Source organism: Paenibacillus zeirhizosphaerae (genome assembly GCF_030705605.1).
Taxonomy (GTDB): domain Bacteria; phylum Bacillota; class Bacilli; order Paenibacillales; family Paenibacillaceae; genus Paenibacillus; species Paenibacillus zeirhizosphaerae.
Genome location: NZ_JAPCKK010000030.1, coordinates 250832 through 273130, shown reverse-complemented (window position 1 = coordinate 273130; position 22299 = coordinate 250832). Strand labels below are relative to the sequence as shown.

The 22299-nt window shown below is 50.6% G+C and carries 15 protein-coding genes; 12 read left to right on the top strand and 3 right to left on the bottom strand.

Annotated features, from left to right (window positions below; translation table 11 throughout):
* Nucleotides 1–34: 34 nt before the first annotated feature.
* The 9 genes from OIN60_RS19110 (at nucleotide 35) to OIN60_RS19070 (ending at nucleotide 15214) form a co-directional block, all read left to right on the top strand.
* On the top strand, nucleotides 35–4612 hold the full coding sequence (locus OIN60_RS19110; RefSeq protein ID WP_305756457.1) for a non-ribosomal peptide synthetase: 4578 nt from the start codon (nucleotides 35–37) through the stop codon (nucleotides 4610–4612).
* Between the two features lie 47 nt (nucleotides 4613–4659).
* Nucleotides 4660–7830, top strand: a complete 3171-nt coding sequence (locus OIN60_RS19105) for a cyclic peptide export ABC transporter (RefSeq protein WP_305756456.1) — start codon at nucleotides 4660–4662, stop codon at nucleotides 7828–7830.
* 28 nt (nucleotides 7831–7858) lie between these two features.
* Nucleotides 7859–9109, top strand: a complete 1251-nt coding sequence (gene fabD / locus OIN60_RS19100; protein ID WP_305756455.1) for an ACP S-malonyltransferase — start codon at nucleotides 7859–7861, stop codon at nucleotides 9107–9109.
* A gap of 175 nt (nucleotides 9110–9284) precedes the next feature.
* Nucleotides 9285–9803, top strand: a complete 519-nt coding sequence (locus tag OIN60_RS19095) for a TRAP transporter small permease (protein ID WP_305756454.1) — start codon at nucleotides 9285–9287, stop codon at nucleotides 9801–9803.
* A complete protein-coding gene (locus OIN60_RS19090) occupies nucleotides 9800–11095 on the top strand; it encodes a TRAP transporter large permease (RefSeq protein WP_305756453.1) in 1296 nt (431 codons plus the stop codon). Before OIN60_RS19095 ends, OIN60_RS19090 begins: the two co-directional genes overlap by 4 nt.
* Nucleotides 11096–11164: 69 nt before the next feature.
* Nucleotides 11165–12199, top strand: a complete 1035-nt coding sequence (locus OIN60_RS19085) for a TRAP transporter substrate-binding protein (RefSeq protein WP_370872544.1) — start codon at nucleotides 11165–11167, stop codon at nucleotides 12197–12199.
* Between the two features lie 91 nt (nucleotides 12200–12290).
* Nucleotides 12291–14189: a cache domain-containing sensor histidine kinase gene (locus OIN60_RS19080; RefSeq protein WP_305756451.1), complete on the top strand. Its 1899-nt coding sequence runs from the start codon at nucleotides 12291–12293 to the stop codon at nucleotides 14187–14189.
* Nucleotides 14131–14877: a response regulator transcription factor gene (locus OIN60_RS19075; protein WP_305756450.1), complete on the top strand. Its 747-nt coding sequence runs from the start codon at nucleotides 14131–14133 to the stop codon at nucleotides 14875–14877. Before OIN60_RS19080 ends, OIN60_RS19075 begins: the two co-directional genes overlap by 59 nt.
* Nucleotides 14878–14893: 16 nt before the next feature.
* Nucleotides 14894–15214 carry a cupin domain-containing protein gene (locus OIN60_RS19070; RefSeq protein WP_305756449.1) on the top strand — a complete coding sequence of 107 codons (321 nt, stop codon included), beginning with the start codon at nucleotides 14894–14896 and terminating at the stop codon, nucleotides 15212–15214.
* 233 nt (nucleotides 15215–15447) lie between these two features.
* On the opposite strand, the gene OIN60_RS19065 is transcribed toward OIN60_RS19070, so the two are convergent.
* A complete protein-coding gene (locus OIN60_RS19065) occupies nucleotides 15448–16323 on the bottom strand; it encodes an SDR family NAD(P)-dependent oxidoreductase (protein ID WP_305756448.1) in 876 nt (291 codons plus the stop codon).
* Between the two features lie 263 nt (nucleotides 16324–16586).
* Between OIN60_RS19065 and OIN60_RS19060 the strand changes: the two genes are divergently transcribed.
* Nucleotides 16587–17618 (top strand): zinc-binding alcohol dehydrogenase family protein, encoded by a 1032-nt coding sequence (locus OIN60_RS19060; RefSeq protein WP_305756447.1) that lies wholly within the window; start codon nucleotides 16587–16589, stop codon nucleotides 17616–17618.
* A gap of 13 nt (nucleotides 17619–17631) precedes the next feature.
* Here the strand turns inward: OIN60_RS19060 and OIN60_RS19055 are convergent, their stop codons facing one another.
* Nucleotides 17632–18567 (bottom strand): AraC family transcriptional regulator, encoded by a 936-nt coding sequence (locus OIN60_RS19055; RefSeq protein WP_305756446.1) that lies wholly within the window; start codon nucleotides 18565–18567, stop codon nucleotides 17632–17634.
* A 252-nt stretch (nucleotides 18568–18819) separates the two neighbouring features.
* On the opposite strand from OIN60_RS19055, the gene OIN60_RS19050 reads away from it, so the two are divergent.
* Nucleotides 18820–19557 (top strand): SDR family oxidoreductase, encoded by a 738-nt coding sequence (locus tag OIN60_RS19050; protein WP_305756445.1) that lies wholly within the window; start codon nucleotides 18820–18822, stop codon nucleotides 19555–19557.
* A gap of 363 nt (nucleotides 19558–19920) precedes the next feature.
* Entirely contained in the window at nucleotides 19921–21009 is a 1089-nt protein-coding gene (locus tag OIN60_RS19045) for an RNA-guided endonuclease InsQ/TnpB family protein (RefSeq protein ID WP_305756444.1), read from the top strand.
* Nucleotides 21010–21138: 129 nt separating this feature from the next.
* Here the strand turns inward: OIN60_RS19045 and OIN60_RS19040 are convergent, their stop codons facing one another.
* Nucleotides 21139–22299, bottom strand: a complete 1161-nt coding sequence (locus OIN60_RS19040) for an epoxide hydrolase family protein (protein WP_305756443.1) — start codon at nucleotides 22297–22299, stop codon at nucleotides 21139–21141.

Here is a 22299-nt window from a genome sequence, read left to right as displayed (position 1 = left end):
CAAACGGACTTCACAGAAAGAAGGGAATTTGTCCATGAAAGATAACCACGTATCTGCCGGCATCACAGCACTGCCCTTGACACACCCACAAAAGCGGATTTGTTCGGTGGAAGCCTTATTTCCCGGTTCCCCTCTGCACAATATCGGCGGCGTCGTCCGGATAGAAGGCTTATTTGATCCGCAGTTGATGAATAAGGCTATTCAATTATTTGTCAGCATGCACGAAGGTATACGGGGACAACTGGTGCAGGAAGGCTCCGAGCTGAAGCAGGTGGTTGCTGATGTGCCCCGCCCGAATGAACAGATTGCAGCATTTTGGAATTTTACCGGAGAAACGAGTCCTGAGGAAAGCTTTGAAGAATGGGTACGCCAACAGGCAGCCATTCCGTTCCGTCTGACGGGAGGCCCTTTGTATGTATTCGCCTTATGTGCAATTCGGGAAAGAAGCAACGCCATTCTGATCAAGCTGCACCATGTCATCGCAGACGGGTGGTCGGTTGCGCTTCTGACCGGGCAGCTCTGGGCTATTTACGGCAGTCTGCGGACCGGCAAGGAACGGGGGATGGAGGGGTTGCTTCCGGACCCTGCTCCAATAGAGATACGGGGCTCACATCTGCAGGATGCCATCACGCAGGAAAATCGGTACAAAGCTTCGCACAGGTTCGAGCAGGATCGCCGGTTCTGGCTGGAACGCTTCCACGAGATGCCGGAATTTCCGCTGCGCTCGGCTTCGGATTTAAGTGGCAAGCGGAGGTCCTTCCAGCTCTCTGAAGCTTTGTCGGATGCTGCAAGAAATCTGATCAGCAGAACCTCCTCCTCCTTGAATCTGCTGTTCATCGCCCTTTATTATGTGTACCTTAACCGCATGGAAGGGGAGGAGCAGGTCGTCATTGGCACGCCTGTATTGAACCGGAGCGGGGCACTGCAAAAACAAACTTTCGGCATGTTTACAGGCACGATGCCCTTTCGGTTTGCGATGTGCGATGAATGGAGTTTTGCGGAATTGTTATCCCGTATCCAGGACGAAATGAAGCTGTGCTATAAGCATCATCGCTATCCCTATGATTTGTTGCTGCAGGATTTGCATGCCAACGGGTGGCATCAAAAAGCGCTTTTTGATACATCCATCAACTGCTATAACACTCGCCATTTGAACGAAGCACAAGAACTATCCGTGAGCAACACCGAGTTTTACAGCGGTGAGCAATGGTATGCGCTGCAATGGATTGTCAGGGAATGGTCGGCTGATTCATGCTTGTCCCTGGATATGGACTATCAGACTGCGGCGTACAGTGACGACGAAATCGAAAAGATGTATGTCCTAGTGTGCCGTATTCTGGAACAGGCTGCCCAAGAACCGGAGCTCCCCGTTTATATGCTGAACCTGCTTTCGCCGGAAGAAGAGAACTGGCAGATGCACAAATTCAATGATACCGCCCGGAGTTACCCTAAAGAGCTGACCATCACTGAACGGATCGAACAACAAGCGCGCAGCGCTCCGCTTCGGGTGGCTGTGACGAGCGGTTCGGACAAGCTAACCTATGGGGAACTGGACACACGTGCGAGCTGTCTTGCGAATCGGTTGATTTCAAAGGGGGCGGGCAGGGGACAAGTTATCGGTCTATACATGAACCATTCCATAGAGACGGTCATCGCTATTCTGGCGGTGCTCAAGTCCGATTCGGCGTATCTGCCGCTGGATGCTGCATTGCCGGAGGAGAGGCTTGTCTTTATGGCTCATGATGCCGGTGTGCAAATGATCGTGACTAACCGTGAGGACACGTTCTCTTTTCCCGGCGAGTGGATTATGGCCGCTGCTCAGCTTCCGGAAAATGAGCACATGAATGCCGATGCTGCATCGGAGGTGAGAACAGGAGAAGGGCACCCTGATGATTTGGCTTATATCATTTACACTTCCGGCTCGACAGGCCGGCCCAAGGGGACCCTGATCCGCCACCAGGCTCTCGTCAATTATATTGAGTGGGCTGCAAAAACCTATGTGCGTGGAGAATGCGAGATATTCGCGTTATATTCCTCGCTTGCCTTCGATTTGACGGTTACCTCGATCTTCACGCCTCTTGTTAGCGGAGGGACGATAGCGGTATACCCCGACCATGGAGAAGGACACGCGTTATACCGCATTGTGAAGGACAATGAGGTCACAATTCTCAAGCTGACCCCGTCCCACCTGTCTCTGCTTAAAGGGATGGATCTCCGCGGATCCTCCATTCGGCGGCTCATTGTGGGGGGAGAAGACTTCAAATCGTCCCTTGCCGCAGCCATTGACCATGCCTGGGGCGGAGACATTGAAATTATGAATGAATATGGCCCTACGGAAGCTACGGTCGGGTGCATGATCTATACGTACGACAGGCATAAAGATCAGGCCGGCTCCTTGCCGATCGGCATTCCGGCTGACAATGTTCAGATCTACGTGCTGGATGAGCGTCTCCGGCTGCGGCCCCCAGGAGCCGTCGGCGAGATCTATATTGCCGGGGATGGATTGGCGGAGGGTTATTTGAACCGGCCAGAAGCAACAGCGGCCCATTTCTTGCCCCATCCTTTTGAGCCCGGAAAACGCATTTACAAAACAGGGGATCTAGGCCGCTTCCGCCCGGACGGGCAGCTGGAGTATAAGAACCGGGCCGATTCCCAGCTCAGCATGCGTGGGTACCGCATTGAACCGGGTGAGGTTGAAAATGCGCTGCTCGCCCATCCCTCCGTCAGTGAAGCTGCGGTGACGGCGGTAATCATGAACGGAAGCTCCCCGCAATTATGTGCATATCTGGTTATGAGTAAGAGGGAAGAAAGGGAGGCACTCCGATCGTTTTTGGCACAGCGATTGCCTGTATACATGATTCCGCAGCATTACGTGTTCCTTGACGAGTTGCCGATGACACGTAACGGCAAGCTGGACAGAGCACGGCTGCCGGAACCGTCGGTTGCCGATCCTGTCAAGCAAGGCAGCCGCAGCATAACTTCTGAGCCTGTCAGTGCAGCCGCTGCGGCTTTGCACGAGGTGCTTGCGGAAATTCTGGAACAGGGTGACATCGGCTCTGGCGATCATTTCTATCATTTGGGCGGAGATTCGATTAAAGCCATTCAAGCGGTCTCCCTATTGCAAGGAAGAGGATATGTAATTGCGGCGAATGACATTTTATCAAATCCGTTGATTGGTGACATGGAGCCATTGATTCGAGAGAAGAAGCGCTCAAGCACTCGGGAGAACCGCTGCACAGGGTCGCTGCCAGATACACCCATGCACGTTTGGTTCAAAAATCTATTTCTGGATCAGCCGCAGCAATATCATCAGCGTCTATTGCTTGAGATCCGGCGGCCCTTGTCCGGTGAGGACATCGGTGCGCTGCTGGATGGGCTAATCCGGCAGCACGATACCCTTCGAATCAACCAAGAACAGGGCAGGGGACGCTTTTTTTACAATGAAAACCACTATTCGATCCGATATTCGGTACATGAATTGGGGATGGAATCGGGTCTGGAGGGGGACACGCATGCCGAAATACAGCGCGTGGCCGACATGGCCGAGCGCAAGTTGGATCTTGCTGCGGACCCGCTGATGCAGGCCTTGATCTTTTACCGGAACGGCACCGCATCGTATCTTCTTCTTACAGCACATCATGTGATTATCGACGGGGTCTCCTGGAGAATTGTGCTTGAGGATCTGAACCGGGCAGCGAACCAGAGACTGGATGGCAGAGATATATGTCTTCCGGATAAAACAACCTCCTATCAGAACTGGGCGGAAAGCCTGCATCGCCAAAGTGACCTCATCTATGAGCAGGAGCAGTCTTATTGGGAAAGGGTTCTTGGAGAGGCTGCTCCAGTCCTGACATCACAGGATTACACTTCGGTAGAGAGGGCAGGACAGCAGCAGACAGAGCGTCTGTACTTCGTGCTGGCTGCCGACGCTACCCAGCAACTGCTGACCACGGCCAATCGGGCTTATAGCACCCGCCCTATGGAATTGATGCTTGTCGGTCTGCTGGCTGCCATTCGTGCGGTAACCGGGCAGCGTAACATTAGCCTTGATTTGGAGGGACATGGGCGAGAGCAGATGGGCACCCAGATGGATCTCTCCAGAACGGTGGGCTGGTTTACAAGTCTGTATCCGATCTCCATCCAGTCACTGCATACGGAGTGGGGAGACTTGATCAAGCAGGTCAAAGAGCACCTGCGGCACGTACCGAAAGGAGGAGGCGGTTATGGGGTTCTCCGCTATTTGAGAAAGTCATTGCCCGAATCCCCGCCTAATGATCTGGTTTTCAACTATTTGGGAGAGTTCGCAAAAGGCCGGGACGATGACATTTTTGTACTGGCTGACGACTTGCATGCAATGACATCTTCCCGGAGCAGCGACGCTTACGCCATGGAATTCAACGGGGGCGTATTTGACCGCAAGCTAACGTTTGAGGTGAGCTGTCGGACCGGTGAGTCAATCACAGGGTTAGCAAAATCTTTAATGGAACGCTTCCATGCCTGCTTGCTTGAAGTAACGGAATATTGCTCCCGTCAGACAAGTGCCGAATTTACGCCTTCTGATTTTGAAAGCGTTGAACTGACACAGTCCGAATTAGACAGTATTTTTTCCTAGAACGCATGGTTGCCGGATAACGCACAAAGTTCATAAGGGAGCGGAGTATGAAGAGAGAAATTGCAGTACACAAAGGATTCGCGGTGATTCTCGTTGTCCTCCTGATGCTTGGAGTATGGGTTTTACCGATTTACGGGCATGCATTCGCCTCTGTAGCAGCGGAATCCCCTGTTCCGCCGGATGCAAGCCGTATCGCTCAAATTGAGCGCCTGATTGATGGCCAGATGGAACAATCTCAGATTCCCGGCCTTGCGATCACGATTGTGCAGGGCGATGAAACTGTATATCAGCGGGGATTCGGTTATGCGAATACACAGCGCAGGCAGCCCGTATCCGCTGAAAGCGTCTTTGAGCTTGGTTCGACCAGCAAAGCTTTTACAGGGCTGGCCGTTCTCAAGCTGGTTAGAGAAGGCAAGCTGAAGCTCGAGGATCCTGTGACCACCTATATTCCCTGGCTTCATTTTAATGCCAAAGGTGCTGCGGCACAGCCCGGCAGCGCGGCGGCCAACGTCACGTTGGGACAGCTATTGTTTCAGACAAGCGGTATTCCTTTCTCCACCATTGGCGATATTCCCGAGGGTGCAGAGGAAGAAGCGCTCCAACAAACGGTACAAAGGCTTCGTGGAATCACGCTGGAATTTCGACCAGGTGACCGGTTCCAATACGCAACCGTCAATTATGACGTTCTAGGATATGTCATTGAGCAAGTCACGGGCCAGTCCTATGAAAATTATATCCGCGAGCAAGTACTGCAACCGCTCGGGCTGCAGCATACCTATGTATCGACGGTAGAGGCAAGCCGCCATGACGAGGTGGTTCAGGGATACAAACTGGGGTATCTGAAGGCTAGACCGTTCGATGCTCCGATTTACCGGGGAAATACACCCGCAGGATACATTTATACGGACAGCCAAGACATGGCGCTATGGCTAAAAATCCAATTGGGGACGGTTCCTGTGAATCAGGAACTGGCAGAAGTCATTTTCGAGTCGCACCGGCCAGACCGGACGGTGTCCCCGGATGCGGACGGCTCTTCTTACGCCGCTGGGTGGTATGTATACCAGAGCGGCGGGGGAGAGCTATCCCATTCAGGAAGTAATCCGGCATATTCCTCCTTTGTAGCATTTCGCCCTGAGGAACAGATAGGCGTAGCGGTTATGGCCAATCTGAACTCGGCAAATACGCTGGTCATCGGACAGGGTATCCTTGATCTCCTGCTGGGCAAGGAACCGGTAACGGGGCTAGAAGATACTTACCGAACTGTGGATCGTATGTCGGTCATCATTTTGGTCATATCTGCATCCTTCATCGGGTTGTCGTTATGGTTTGCCGTTTCAATCGGGCTCGATCTGTATTACAAGCGGAGACAAATGGCTTCCGGCACCATCATGAACGGGCTACGGCTGCTCAGTTTTGCCGTGTTTTCCGGCGGGGTAACCTTTGCTTTCCTGCAGCTTCCCGAGGTGCTTTTCAACGGAGTGAACTGGGATTTTGCCGAGGTGTGGGCACCGTCCAGCTTCAAGACGTCCATGTGGCTGCTGTATGCCTCGCTTCTTTTGTTTGCCTTGAGCTTGTTGCTCAACGCGTTGTTCCCTAAACAGGGCAGGTCGCCTTTATTCCCTTTTATCGTCCTATGCCTGGTGAGCGGTATAGGCAACACACTCATTATTTTTATTATCAATGAAGCTCTGGCGCGAACAGAAACCTTTCAGATCGGACTATTCTCGTTTTTTCTTGTCGGGCTGCTTGTATATGTGCTGAGTCAAAGAATAGTTCGAACACAACTCATCCGGTTCACCAACGACCTCATTTACGACAAACAAACGGAAATCATTGACCGTGTATTGCATTCACCCTATAACAAAGTAGAGAAGATAGCCAAGGAAAAACTGTATTCGGTGTTAAATCACGATATTGAAACGATCAGCGGTGGCATCAATGTACTCGTATTCGGTTTAACCAGCTTGATCACCCTGATCTTTTGTTTTGTCTATCTCGGCTTCATTAATGTGTACGGGCTGCTGGTATCCATACTTGTTATTTCGCTTGCAGCCCTTGCCTATTATGCTGCAGGACGCGATGCCAACAAGCATTGGGAGTCTACCCGCGACATTCAGAATGTCTTTTATCAATATATTGGTCACATGGCCCAGGGGTTTAAGGAGCTCAGCCTGCATCAGGCCAAAAAATCCGAATTCCGGACCGATCTTCATGAAAGCTGTAATCAGTACCGGGTGAAGCGAATCAAAGGAGATACCCGCTTTGCCAATGTGTTTGTCATCGGAGAGATCATGTTTACGGTTGTGATCGGCGTGGTAGCTTTTATTTTTCCGTTGTTGTTTGATTCCGTCCGAAGTCATTCCTTGCGTAGTTTTGTTTTTATCTTCCTGTACATGGGTGCACCGGTTCGGGGAGTTCTGGATGCAGTACCTGATCTGATCCGTATGCGCATTGCCTGGAACCGGATTCGTCAACTATCCGCAGAACTGAGTCATGGACCCGGGGCGGAAGAGTCTGTACCCATGAGGGATGCACTGGATACTGGCTTCGGCACCCTGGAACTTAATCATGTCTGTTACGAGTATGAGAACCATCATGGCACCACATTTTCCGTCGGTCCGGTTAATCTCGTTCTCAGGGCAGGGGAAGTTACTTTTATTACAGGAGGAAACGGCAGCGGCAAATCTACGCTGGTTAAGCTGATTACAGGTCTCTATGAGCCTTCTGCCGGCTTGATCTCTATGAATGGCCGTCCCGTATCGCCTGCGGGCCTTAGCGAGCAGTTTACGGCGGTGTTCAGCGAATACCATCTTTTCGACAAATTGTATGGGGTCCGTCACAGCTTGGATGAAATGGCGGTGAACCATCATCTGAAGCAGCTTCATTTGGATCAAAAGGTGTACATACAGGACGGTCGTTTCAGCACAATCCAGCTTTCCTCGGGACAGCGGCGCCGCCTCGCATTGTTTATCAGTTATATGGAGGACAGACCGGTGTATCTGTTTGACGAATGGGCTGCAGACCAGGACCCTGAGTTTCGCCGCTACTTCTACCATTCGGTGCTGCCGGAACTGAAGAAGCAGGGGAAATGCGTGATCGCTGTCACCCATGATGATCGTTATTTCGATCTGGCAGATACCCTGGTTAAAATGGAAGCCGGTCAAATGATACAACTGGATACACAAAGAAACCATCAGGTTTTTGGAAATCGGGTATGAGAATTGCGCTATAGAAGGAGCGATGGAAATGATCAAGCTTGGCATCATGTTTTCCGGACAGGGAAGCCAGTATACGGGAATGGGGAGGTCGCTTGCCAACACGTCGGCCATTGCCCGCCGCATTTTTGACCAAGCCAGCGACATTTTGGGATATGATCTCAACGCCATGATGGATCAAACGGAATCGGACCGTCTGGAGCAGACGGAATATGCTCAGCCCGCCATCTTTGTATACAGTTATGCTTGGTACCAGACGCTGGCCGAGGAATTCTATCTTACACCGTCTTGCGGTGCAGGTCACAGCCTGGGGGAGTTTACCGCTCTGGCTTGTGCAGGAATCCTTTCGTTTGATGAAGCTCTGCGCCTTATTCAGAAAAGAGGAATAAGCATGCAACACGCAACTGAAAGCGGCTTTGGACGCATGGCTGCCATCAAAGGCGTTCATGTGTCCGTCATTGAAGAAGTATGTGCACGGTTGTCAGACCATGGGCAGCTTGTTCAAATCTCCAACTATAACTCGGATGACCAAATTGTTATTTCAGGAGAAAGCCAACAGGTGCAGCACGCAATCGGTCTGCTGGCCAAGCTTGGCGGTACCGCCTATCCGCTGCATGTGTCGGCACCATTTCATACCCCATATATGAACTCAGCCAATGTCGAGTTTGCCGAAGCACTGCAGCACGTAAATTTTGCGAACGGAAGCTGGCCGGTCATCTCTAATGTCGACGCACAACCATACCGGGATAAGGAACATGTCCGTGCCGGACTGGAATCCCATATGCTGCGTCCTGTTCGGTGGTCGGAGAGCATAGCGTGGATGCTACGACAAGGCGTGAACGTTCTCGTCGAGCTTGGGCCCAGATCAGCGTTACGTAATACGGTCCGGCAAGCATATCCCCATATTCGAACCTTTTCCATTGACCATGATTATGACGAAATCTTAGAAATTTTGCGTGTTTTGCAGCATCAAAGCCGGCCCACTGTGACGGCAGCCTGCCTGTCCATGGCACAGCTCATACCGAATCGCAACAGCAGCATGGACGAATATACAAGCGGTGTCATTCATCCCTGCCAACAACTGATGAGCCGGAATTTGCACATGCAGCACGAGGGGAGACCTGAGACCGAAGAGGAGCGAAGGGAGGCGCTGCAGCTCCTGCGCGGCATACTCCGGACCAAAAGGGCAACAGCAGAGGAAGCCTGGGACTGTTATATCCAAATCAGTGATCAGACCGGTTTGCCACTTTCAGCGGTGATGCAAGAAAATGCAGTGGTATAATTCTGGAAGAACGACCTCCGGTAACTTAAAACGAAGCACTCTTGAAGGGTGCTTCGTTTTTGCACATCTCTAAAAACAAAAATATTACAAGAAAATCACAATTCATTCCCCTGTTCAGCATTTTTGCAATCGCTTACAATTGGCGAAGGCCGTTAATGATGCAAAGGAGGGCAGGATGGTGAACCGAATGATGCAAGGCTTGAAATCCGCTGCGTTAGGTATAGATCGGGCCATTGAGACGTTTGCGGTGAGCGCAGTCGCTCTAATGACGCTGATTGTAACTGTGCAGGTCATCACACGTAAGCTGTTCGGATATGTATTTTTCTGGTCCGAAGAATTGACACTGCTGCTGCTGATCTGGTTTTCGTTTCTCGGCATCGCGATCGGCTTCCGTGAGAAGCTTCATTTAGCGATGGACACGATATCGAGCAGATTATCCTCTCGTGCTAACCGTGTGCTGGATATTGTTATAGGCCTCTCTACGCTGGCCTTCGGCCTGTATTTGACCAAATACGGCTGGGACTTCACAAAATTAATGCACCCCAACCGTATGTCCGCGACGGAATGGCCCAGCAGTGTCATGTATGTCGTCATGCCGATCACAGGAGTACTCGTGTGCATCTATGCGCTGTTGCAGCTGTTCGGGGTCGATACGGTTCGGCATAAGGAGCTTGACGAGGAGTTGATGGAATGATAACGACAACAGCCATGATCGTGCTTGCAGCCAGTTTTATAGTGCTAATCCTGCTCCGTTTTCCGATTGCCATGGTGCTGGCCCTATCATCCCTGCTGACAGCCATAACGCTGGATATTCCTCTGGCGGTGATCGGCCAGCGTATGATTCAAGGCATGAATTCTTATTCACTGCTCGCGATTCCGTTCTTTATTCTGGCAGGACAAATCATGAGTGAAGGCGGCCTCGCGCTTCGTCTCATCAATCTGGCGCAGCTTACGGTAGGGGCCATCCGGGGCGGACTCGCCATGGTGAACTGTGTCGCCTGCATGCTCTTCGGCAACATCAGCGGATCAGCAGCGGCAGACGTATCTTCGGTCGGTTCGGTCATGATCCCGATGATGAAGAAGAAAAATTACGACGCTGACTATTCGGTCGCTGTCACATCGGCTGCGGCGATTCAAGGGGTTGTAATGCCGCCCAGCCATAACATGATTTTGTATGCGCTCGCCGCCGGCGGTGTATCCATTTCTAGTCTTTTCCTGGCAGGAATTGTACCCTGTCTCGTGCTGCTCGTTAGCCTGATGACGACTTCATACTTCATCGCCCGCAAAAGGGGTTACGCCAAGGGCGAACCTGTCCAGTTGAAGGAAGTTCCGAAAATCCTCAGGGACGGCTTCCTGTCCATGATGACCGGCGTCATCATTCTGGGCGGCATTTTCACCGGCTGGTTCACGGCTACGGAAGCGGGGGCCATCGCCTGTGTATATGCCTTTATTTTGACCTTTTTCATATACCGCGATATTCCGCTCTCTCGCGTAAAAGTCATTTTCACACGTACCTTTCGTACGGTGGCCATGGTGCTGTTTCTCATTTCCGCTTCCAATGCTTTTGCTTGGATTCTGACTTATCTCAAAATTCCGACCATGCTGACCAATATGCTGCTGGGCATTTCGGATGAACCGTTCATTATCCTGCTGATCATTAACGTTCTGCTGCTCGTTCTCGGAGCTCCGCTGGATATGGCGCCGCTGATTCTGATTATGACGCCGATCCTGTTCCCGGTCGTGACAGCGCTTGGCATGGACCCGGTTCATTTCGGAATCGTGCTGATCCTGAATTTGGGCATTGGCCTGATTACCCCGCCTGTCGGTACGGTATTATTCGTAGGCTGCGCAATAGGAAAGGTCACCATTGAACAGGGGACAAAAGCGCTAATTCCGTTCTTCATCGTGATGGTGGCGGTTCTGATGCTCATTACCTATGTGCCATCCATCTCCATGTGGCTTCCAAATTTGGTGAACGGATCTTAAAGAACTCTTGGAACTGTGAAGACAGGAATGTTTGCATGAACCATTTTTAAATGAGAGGAAGGTCCATTGATGATGAACAAGCAAAAACGAACAAGTCTGCTGTTTGTCCTTCTTGCTGCCATTGTAACGATTACCGGATGCTCCACAGGCGGTTCTGACAACCAGGAGGCGGGAACTGCGGGACAGGGAGGCGCGGCGACCTATAATTTCCGGCTTGCCGAGGCCCATCCGGCCGATTATCCGACGACGAAGGGCGATATGAAATTCGCCGAGCTGGTGAAGGAAAAGTCAGGCGGACGCATTACAATAGATGTATTTCCTTCGGCTCAGCTTGGAGAAGAAAAATCGGCCATTGAGCAGGTTCAACTGGGAGCCATCGAATTCACAAGGGTAAGCACCGGACCGATGGCTGAATTCAACAAGGATTTCGGGGTGTTCAGCCTGCCGTACATTTTCAACGACGACGATCATGTATGGAGGTTCCTGCAGAGCGAAACGGGAACGAAATTGCTGGACAGTCTTGAAACATCAGGGTTAAAAGGCCTTACTTACTACAGCTCCGGTTCCCGAAGCTTTTATTCAACGAAGCCGGTGGCTAAGTTGGAGGATTTGAAAGGCATGAAAATTAGGGTTATCGAGAACAAGCTGAATATCGAAATCATGGATGCGCTTGGGGCGAATGCGACTCCGATGGCCTACGGGGAAGTATACAGTGCACTGCAGACCGGTATTATTGATGCGGCGGAGAACAACTATCCGAGCTACTATTCGAGCAAGCATTTTGAAATCGCCCAAAATTATATATTGGACGGCCATCAGCGAGTACCAGAGGTGCTGCTGGTATCCAAGCAGGTATGGGATACGCTCTCCCCGGAGGATAAAGCCATCTTGAAGGAAGCTGCTGTCGAATCGACGGAATACCAACGGGAAGAGTGGGCCAAGTATGAGAAGGAGTCGGAAGAAAAGGTCCGTGCGGGTGGAGCCGTGATTACGGAGGTCAGTGATGCAGATGCTTGGAAAAATGCAGTTAAACCTGTCATCGAAAAATACCGCACCGAATATGGTGAAGTGCTGAATGCCATCGAACAGGCGAAAACTGAATAATTAAACGCTGCCGCCCTCATAAAGGGGATAGCGAGCGGAATGCAGAATTATTCTACAATCCGAATGGAATGTAGAGGAGTGTTTGAATCGGATGTCATTCCAGCGTCTATTGAGAACGATCCTGCTCCGTGACCGATCGCTGATGACCAAGCTGACCGTCTATTCAGCCATTCTAGTGCTCGTGCCCATGCTGCTTGTCGGTTATATTTCCTATCGGCAATCTTCGCTGACACTGGAAAATGAAGCAAGACGCTACAGTTGGCAGATTATTGATCAGGTGAAGCATTACGTCGAGGATTACTTTCGTGACTTTGAGATCAGCACACTGAAAATCATTAACCATCCCGACACCACAGCATTTCTGCGGGCTTATACGGGCGGTAAACCGACGGATGCGGACCATGAAAGCAGGGTACGCAACGTGCTGCAAAATTCCGCTTTTTCCCGTTCGGACGTGGCGAACATCTCCCTGATCCTGGACCATGAACGGATTATCGATTCGAATGATCAGCCGGGTGTAGTGTCTGTATGGAATGTGGAGCGGGAGGCATGGTTTGACACGGTACCTGTCACCGGTAAACCGAAGGTGCTCGCACGGCTTATTCATTGGAAAGAGGATACGAAGCCTGTCGTGTCGGTCGCCAAACGCATTGCCAGTCCCAAGGATCTCAAGCCGTTCGGCATGCTTGTCATTGATCTGAACTACAAACGTCTGGAGGACACCGCCCGCAAGGTTCGCCTCGGCGCATCCGGCAGCGGCTTCCTGATGATTCTGGATGATGAGGGCAGATACGTATATCATCCGGACCAGGAGCTAATCGGAAAGTTAGCGAATTACAGAATTGTACGAGAGATACAGTATCGCAGCAGTGGCTCTTTCATTTTCGACGAGAATGGAAAACGCTTGCTTACGTTCAGTCGTAGTGAAGCACTTAACTGGAAGATTGTCACATCTATTCCATACAAGGAGCTCATGGAGAGCAGGACGATGATGGGCCATGTCATTTTTGCAACGACCGCCTGGTCTATGCTGATCGCGTATGTACTAAGTCTCGGTTTTGCCGCAAGCCTGATCCGACCGATCAAGAAGCTGCATCTTTATATGAAACGGGTGGAGATCGGCGACTTTAAAGGGCATATTAAAGTCGAAACCGGTGACGAGGTGGGAATGCTGACAGCGGATTACAACAGAATGGTGAACCGGCTATCCGAATTGCTAGAGGAAGTGTACGTCTCAAGGGTGAAAGAAGCCGAGAGCCATCTCAGGCATAAAGAAACGGAGCTGCGGATGCTGCAGGCGCAAATGAACCCCCATTTTCTCTACAATGCACTTGAGACGATCCGAGGCATGGCACTCGCAGAGGAGCGGGAGGAGATTGCTGATATGTCTGCCGCGTTGTCGCGGCTGCTGCGTTACAACGTGAAGGAAGATAAGCCTGTCGTGACGGTCCGTCAGGAGCTCGCTGTAGTCGAAATGTATCTGCGCATTCAGAAGTATCGGTTCGATGAGAGACTGGAGTACAGCATTCATCTGCCCGACTGGGTGCTCGATCAGCAGCTTCCCAAATTCACATTGCAGCCCTTGGCGGAAAATTGCATCGTACATGGTCTGGAACCGAGCATGATAGGAATAAGCATTACCCTATCCGCTGTTCGGGTAGGGAGCACATTCATGCTTGCAGTAAGCGACAATGGGCCGGGCATGACCCCCGACCGGTTGGAGATCGTTCACCGGAGCCTGACGAATTCGAACGCTCGTTCCACAGGACATATCGGAATCGATAACGTGAACCGACGTATCCGATACTTGTTTGGCGAACCGTTCGGGCTGGCGATCGACAGTATACCATCAGAAGGAACCACCGTTCATATGGTCCTGCCTTACAAGGAAATGAATCTGTTCCATGGAAAGGATGGGGGGAAAGGCTGGCATGACACATCGGATTCTGCTGGTGGAGGACGAGAAATGGGTAAGGACCGCACTTCGTAAAGTCATTGAAAAAATCAATCTCCCATTCGCTGTCGTTCATGAATCCTCCAACGGGATGGAGGCATGGAAGTGGCTGGAGCATAGTCATGCAGACATTGTGGTGACGGATATTCGCATGCCGGTCATGGATGGTTTGACCCTGCTTAAGCAAATCAGAGAAAAACTCAAACAGACGGACACGATTATCGTCAGCGGTCACGATGAATTTGCGTACGCACAGCAGGCCGTCCGCCTCGGTGCTTTTGATTATTTTCTCAAACCTGTCGATACAGGGGACATAACGGAATGTTTCCGAAACTGGCTTCAGCGTTACGAGCCTGACCCTGCTAGCACTGAAGCACAGCAGGCGGAGAATCAGCACATCCGGACGCCGGTCGACCAGGTCATTCACTATATCGAAAGCCACCATCGTTATGATCTGATGCTTGCAGAAGCAGCAGCACTCGTGCACCTGAATTCCAGCTACTTCTGCAAGCTGTTCAAACAGCAAAAAGGCATGACGTTCACCGACTTCCTGACATCGGTCCGAATGCGGGAAGCTGTTAGATTGCTTGAGCACACTTCGCTTCGCATCACGGAAATTGCCGACCGGCTTGGATTTGCGGATGCAGCGTATTTCAGCAATACCTTCAAAAAAGAGGTCGGAGCATCACCCAGCGAATACCGAAAGAGGCTGCATCCTGCCTAGGAAAGGAGAGCGTGAAATGAAAATATTCGGAGAATGGGAACAAGCGGAGCCAGGTGTGAAGCGTAAAATTTTCGCACCAGGCACAGAGCTGATGATGATGGAGGTTCATTTTGAAGCAGGAGCAGAAGGTTATCAGCACAGCCATCCCCACGAACAGATGAGTTACTGTATCCAGGGTGAGCTGGAATTTACGATAGAGGGAGCAAGTCGCATTATACGGCAGGGGGAAACCGTCGTCATTCCCGGAGGAGCCCGGCACGGCGTGGTCGCCAAAGAAGCATCAGTGCTTCTGGACTGCTTTACACCGCTGCGTGAGGATTTGCTGAACAGGGACTAGTTTGACACTCTCACACCTACAGCCGGAGGCTCTTTAAGGAGCTTTAAGCAGCCAGTTGCCGGAATGAACCGGCGACTGGTTATTTAGTTTTGTTTGAATGCGAATTGTTCAGGATGCTCTGAATAATCCCGCTCTCTACTCGTTGTGCAGCTCCGACAAAGGTCCGTATGGAAGAATGAGGCGCGAAAAAAATATCCTTGGCAATAAGAGCAGAGACACTCCACGTATGCGTTTCAGTCAAGGTAGCCTCTTTGCTCCAGCAGTTCTTGTGTAGCCTCCCACAGCTTCTTCTGCATCTCAGAATCTCCACCAGGGGCTACTGGTGTAATTGGATTCCCAGTTCCAACGTTAAAATATCCTCCCGTCACCTCTTGATACTTGGGCTCCACGATCAATCGAGTAATTATATCCGTTCCTCTTCGCGGGTCCCCTAGATGTAAAAATTTCAAGATACGCTCTATAATGGATGCGAACTTAAGCTCGCGTCCAAGTCCGGTAACATTAAAGCCAGGATTTAGTGCATTCACACTGATTCCGGTGCCTGTCCATTGCCGGGCTAGCTCGGCAGTGAACATGATGTTCAATAATTTAGTTTTTCCATAGATAGGAGATGAGCCACGAGCAGTGAAAGGAGTCGTATCGGTTAAATCCTCAGGGAGCTTCAACACACCATGGTTGCGCGAAGCTTCAGAGGCAACATTTACAACTCTTGCCTTGCCCGCGTTCTGTAAGGATGGCCGCAGCGTATGTGTCAATAGCCACGGTGCTAAATAATTAATAGCAATCATTTCAGGAAATCCCTCGGAAGTAGTGCGTGGCTCGAATGCATGAATCCCTGCATTGTTCAAAAGAACATCGATTTTGGGATAGACATCAGCTATTTCTTGGCCCACTCGTTTAACATCCTTCATTAGCGAGAGATCCCCGAAGAAAAAATCTACTTTCGTTGAAGGGCTATGCTCTATAATCATTTTTCGGGTGGCATCAGCACGTGCCTTGCTTCTGGCTGTTAGAACAAGGTCAAAGCCGCGTTTTGCTAATTCAATGGCAACAAGCTGCCCCAGACCACTCGTTGCTCCTGTTATGACGACGGTTGATTTTTCACTCATAATGATTCTCCTTTTCTATTCATATGATTGATATATATCAACTATAATAATATGATGGACATATGTCAATTAATTTAGAAGACCCACTTTAAAATAACTGAAAAAGTCCATGCTCCACTGCAACGAAGCGGTGAAAAATGGACTTTTAGTATATACTCTGATACTACACAACACTAATGTGCGTACTTTGTAAATCTTCATGTATGAATTATACTGCCAATATCAAGAAATCAACACGTAACCATTTAAAGGAGTGAAGGACGATGACGAAAGAAAAAATGAAAGCAATAGGTCTTTACAGGTATTTGCCAATTGAGAATCCGGAGAGTCTGATCGACGTGGAATTGGAAAAGCCGAAGCCGACGGGCAGAGATTTGCTCGTGAGGGTAAACGCCATCTCCGTTAATCCTGTGGACTACAAAGTTCGTTCACCCAAAGGCCGTGAAGAGAGTGTGCCTAAGGTGCTGGGTTGGGATGTTGCGGGCGTGGTTGAAGAGGTCGGTCCAGACTGTACTTTGTTCCGTCCTGGCGACGAAGTCTTTTATGCTGGCAGCATTATGCGCCCTGGTGGGAATAGCGAGTTTCACCTAGTGGATGAACGAATTGTCGGAGCGAAGCCCTCCAAACTGGATTTTGCGCAAGCAGCGGCTTTGCCGTTAACGTCGATTACAGCTTGGGAAAGCTTGTATGACCGACTGAGTATTTCCCACGACAAGGCTGACAATGCCGGCAAGACCATCTTGATTATCGGAGCAGCGGGAGGAGTCGGATCAATTGCGACGCAATTGGCGAAATACTCCGGATTAACGGTCATTGGCACAGCTTCCCGCCCTGAATCAACCCATTGGGTGAAGGAGCTCGGCGCGGATTACGTTATCAACCATTTCGATTCGTTCGTGCCCCAATTGAAGGCGGTTGGATTCGACCAGGTCGACTATGTGCTCTGCTTGAACAGCACCGAGAAGCACTGGGTGAACATGGCAGAGGCGATTGCACCGCAAGGTAAAATCTGTTCGATCGTTGAGACGGATGAATTATTGAACCTGACCTTGCTGAAGAACAAAAGTGTCACGTTCGTATGGGAATTGATGTTTACCCGTTCAATGTACCAAACGCCGGACATGATTGAGCAGCACAAGCTGTTAAATGAAATCGCGCGTCTTGTGGACGAAGGTGCGGTTCGGACGACCACCAATGAAACGCTCACACCGATCAATGCCGAGAATCTGCGCAAGGCGCATGCCATGCTGGAAACGGGCCGAACGGTTGGTAAAGTGGTTTTGGAAGGGTTTTGATTTAAGAAAGGCTTCAACCAAGCACATGGGAGTCTCCTATCGAACCGCGAAGCTCTTGAACATCCACCAGTGGTGGCCGTCCGTACATACGGGCATATTCCCGGCTGAACTGGGATGGGCTCTCGTAGCCTACATGAAAGCTTGCAGCGGAGGCTTGCACGTTCTCCGTCAGCATTAAGCGCCGGGCTTCTTGCAAACGTACCGTTTTCTGATATTGCAAGGGACTCATCGCCGTGGCGCGTTTGAAATGTTTATGAAACGCCGAAGTGCTCATGTTTACGGACTTTGCAAGCTGCTCGATCACAAGCGGACGGTTGTATTGCCGATTAATTACACGGATGGCTTGTGCGATATTATATGCATGGCTGCCGATGATCGCAAATTGTTGGAGTAGCGCGCCTTGTTCGCCTTGAAGCACCCGATACAGAATTTCACGGACCATGAGCGGTGCAAGGACCGGAATGTCTTTAGGCGCGTCGAGCAGCTCCATGATTCGTATAAGGGCTTCGAGTAATGCGGAAGACGTTCGCTTCACGGTTATACCACGCACTTCTGCGGAATTGAGGGCCGGGAGATCTGCCTCTTTCACGATGTCCAGAATAGCGTCGGTGTCGAAACTCAGCTTCAAGCATAAATACGGAATCTCGGGCGAGGCTTCGATAATTCTGCCGATAATTGGCAGTTCTACCGAAGTGACCAGATAAGACGAAGGATCGTAGCGGTAGATTTCGTTGGCCAACATGGCTGTTTTCGCTCCCTGTACCACAACGCAAATAGAAGGCTTATATACAGATTCCAGCGGTTCTGACAAATGTGTGGCATGCATTACCATCAAAGAAGGTACGGCCGTCTGATGCATACCGCCCGATGGGACGGCGTGACGACGTATCAAGCGCGCCAATTGTTGCAAGGCGTTCTCGATACGCAGTGATTCATTGGGTGCGTCCATGCTATAGATTCCTCCAGAAAAATTGTAGTAAACTTCTCAGGCTCAGCTTCTTGATATCGCAAGAAAAACTTCTGCTAAAAGCGATCTGTCTTCTTTGAAGATACGTCGATAGATGTTTTTCTTATAATAGCGAAACGAAGAGAATCAGGCAAGAATTGAATAGATATGATCTAACGGGTTAATACTAACATTCTCTATAATGAATTTGCTGGTCATCTTTCAGGCCAAAATCAACATAGAGGAGAGAACGATATGAATTTGCATGGAAAAGTTGCGATTGTCACCGGGGCTTCGCGTGGGATCGGACGGCAAATAGCCATTCAATTGGCGCAATCTGGCGCGAAGGTGGTTGTCAATTATTCCTCAAGCCAGGGGAAAGCGGATGAGGTCGTAAAGCTGATTGAGCAATCCGGTGGCCAAGCGGCGGCAATCCAAGCCGACGTGGGTAAGGTGAGCGAAGTCGAAGCGTTGTTCTCGGAGACGCTTGAGCGATTCGGGCGTGTGGACATTTTGCTCAATAATGCTGGCATCATGGAAAACAATGCGCTCGCGGACGTGACGGAGGAGATATTCGACCGGCATTTCGCGCTCAACGTGAAAGGCACTTATTTCGCTTGCCAACAAGCGATGAAGCATATGGCGCAAGGCGGAACCATCGTTAACTTCTCGACGTCCGTCTCGGGCGCGATGCTCCCGACATACAGCGTATATGCCGCAACGAAGGGTGCGGTCGAGCAGTTGACACGTCAATTGGCCAAAGAATTCGGTCCCAAGGACATCATCATCAATTGCATTGCGCCCGGACAAGTGGCAACCGAGATGTTCCTGAACGGCAAATCGCCGGAGCTGGTTGATTCGTTCCGCCGCATGAACGCGTTCGGACGGCTTGGCGAAGTGGAGGACATTGCGAATGCAATCGAGTTGCTTGTTAGCGACAAAGCGCGTTGGATAACAGGACAAACGATTCGTGTAAATGGCGGCTTCAACTGAATATTGTGGTAAGTTCGTAAAAAGCCCCAGATAAGGGCTTAGGCTGTCGAGAAAGTCTCGACAGCCATTTTTATGTTCATATAAACTTACAGCCGACGAGTAAAGCTCACACTCAAGGACCGGGATTCATTCATTTTAACATCCTTCCGGGAGAAGTCCCCTTCCTCTGAGCCAATGCTTCCGAAGCGAGTTTTGTTCGAAGTTTATTCAGGAAGCAGCGCTCACAAAACTTTGAGCAGGGGATGAATCTCGGTTAGGCGAAGCCTAAATGCACGGGTCTATTGTATAAGGCGGGCACTTTCCTAGTCGAATGTTTGTGTGATATAATGGGAATATATGTTCCTATTAAGGCGGTGACCCTTCGTGCAAATCACGTACCAATTTCGCCTCTACCCGACCCCCGAGCAGGAAGAACTCATGATTCGAACGTTGAACTTGTGCCGGAAGCTGTACAATCGGGCGAAGGAGCAACGGGATACCGTCTACAACCAAGAGGGCAGAACCGTCACCTATGCCATGCAGCAAAATGAATTGCCCGCCTTCAAGAAGGAATTTCCCGAATATAAAAAAGTTCATTCGCAAGTGCTACAAGATTGCCTGCGGCGTTTGGATGATGCCTATCAGCGGTTCTTTCGCAGCGAGGCGGGTTTTCCCCATTATAAGTCGGCCGACCGATACCTCTCCTTTACATACCCTCAGCCTGGTGCGGTAGACAAGACTTTCGCCCGGGATGGGTACGTCTATCTATCCAAAATCGGCTTTGTCCGCATGCGTACACATCGTCCGTTCGACCGAGCGAATGTGACCCAAATCAACGTGAAACGGCATGCAGACGGGTGGATGGCGGGGATCGGCGTAAACATAGAGGCAGCGGAAGCAGGCCAGACGGCGGAAACAGCCGTGGGCATCGACGTCGGGCTGCGCACATTTGCGGCGCTGTCCGATGAGACGAAGGTGGACAACCCACGGCATCTGCGAAGAGCAGAGAAGCGGCTCAGACGCGCCCAGCAGCGGTTGTCCCGGAAAGCGCGCGGTTCCCGCAACCGGCAGAAGGCCAAACAGAAGGTCGCGAACATCCACCAGAAAGTGGCGCGTCAGCGGAAAGATTTCTTGCACAAGCAATCGCACCGCATCGTTCAGAGACATGACCTAATTGCGGTAGAGCAGTTGAAAGTGAAGAACATGATCCGCAACCGTCGGCTGTCCAAAAGCATCTCGGATGCCGGATGGCGAAGGTTCATCACGTATCTGTCGTATAAAGCGGCAAGACAGGGGAAGCGACTCGTAGAAGTGCCCGCCCACGGCACATCGCAAACCTGCATCTGCGGTGCGGATGTTCCAAAAACGTTGGCGATCCGGCTTCATGAATGCAAAGCATGCGGACTAGTGCAGGATCGAGACATCGTTTCGGCCCAGGTCATTTTGCAGCGAGCTTTGAGCATCGTAGCGTGATGGACTGAATACCGTAGGGAGGGTTTGCCCCGAACGGGATGCGTGTGCCGCATCGAACGCTTGTGGAGATCCAGTCAGACCTTTCCTACAGAAAGGCAGCGATCGTCGAAACAAGAAGCCCCCGCCTCTTCAGACGCTGGGAGCATTCACTGAATGAAAAAAAAGATGAAGCTGCTCGGCAAATAATTTAGGATTCTCCATGGCAGCGAAATGGCCGCCTTTATTCACATGCTCCCAATAAGTAACATTATACCCTCGTTCTACCCAGCTACGGGGAGGCATGGGCAGCTCTTTAGGAAAGATGGAGATGCCTGTTTTGACAATCACCTGTTGCTCCTTAGAGAAGCTTAGCGGCACTTTGGGGCCTTCAGCATAGATTCGGATCGAAGAAGCGATCGTATTCGTAAACCAGTAAATTGATATATTTGTAAGAAGTTCGTCGAGTGAAAAAGACGCTTCAATGTTCCCGTTACAGTCACTCCAAGCCTGGAATTTCTCAACAATCCAGCTCGCAAGACCGATTGGGGAATCGCTAAGTGCAAAAGCAATGGTTTCGGGCTTCGTTTTATGGACGGCCCCATAAGCGCCTTCACGCTCCATCCAGTCCGTTACTTTGTTCAGGAAATTTTGCTCCTCATCACGGATGGGAGGCGTTTCCTGGCTGAGTGGTGGCTTGTAGCTTCCAGGAATAAAGTTGAGATGAAGTCCCATGACCCGATTCGGGTGCATGAGCGACAACCATGTAGAAATCCCTGCCCCAATGTCACCCCCCTGGACAAAAAATCTTTCGTAACCTAAACGCTCCATTAGCTTTGCCCATAGCCCCGCAACGTGTCTTGATCCCACACCTGGCCGAGTTGGTTTATCCGAAAATGCGAAACCCGGAATAGAGGGGATGATAACATCAAAGGCATCTTTAGCGTTTCCGCCAAAAAGCGATGGAGTAGTCAGATAAGGGACCATTTTCAGCATTTCCATGAATGATCCCGGCCAGCCATGAGTGATCAACAAAGGCTGCGAAGAAACTCCTTCACCTCGCACATGTACAAAATGAATGTTCATCCCATCCACGTTTTCAATAAACTGTGGGAAACTATTTAGCCAATTCTCTTGTTCACGCCAATTATATTCAGAGCCCCAATAATCTATTAATCGTTTCATGAAAGAATGATCTGTACCGAGAGCCCATGGTTCCTCACAAAATATAGACGGCCAACGAGCTTGCTTAAGTCTTAAAAAAAGATCATCCACCTCTTGTTGAGGAATTGAAATCCGGAATGGTTTGACCAA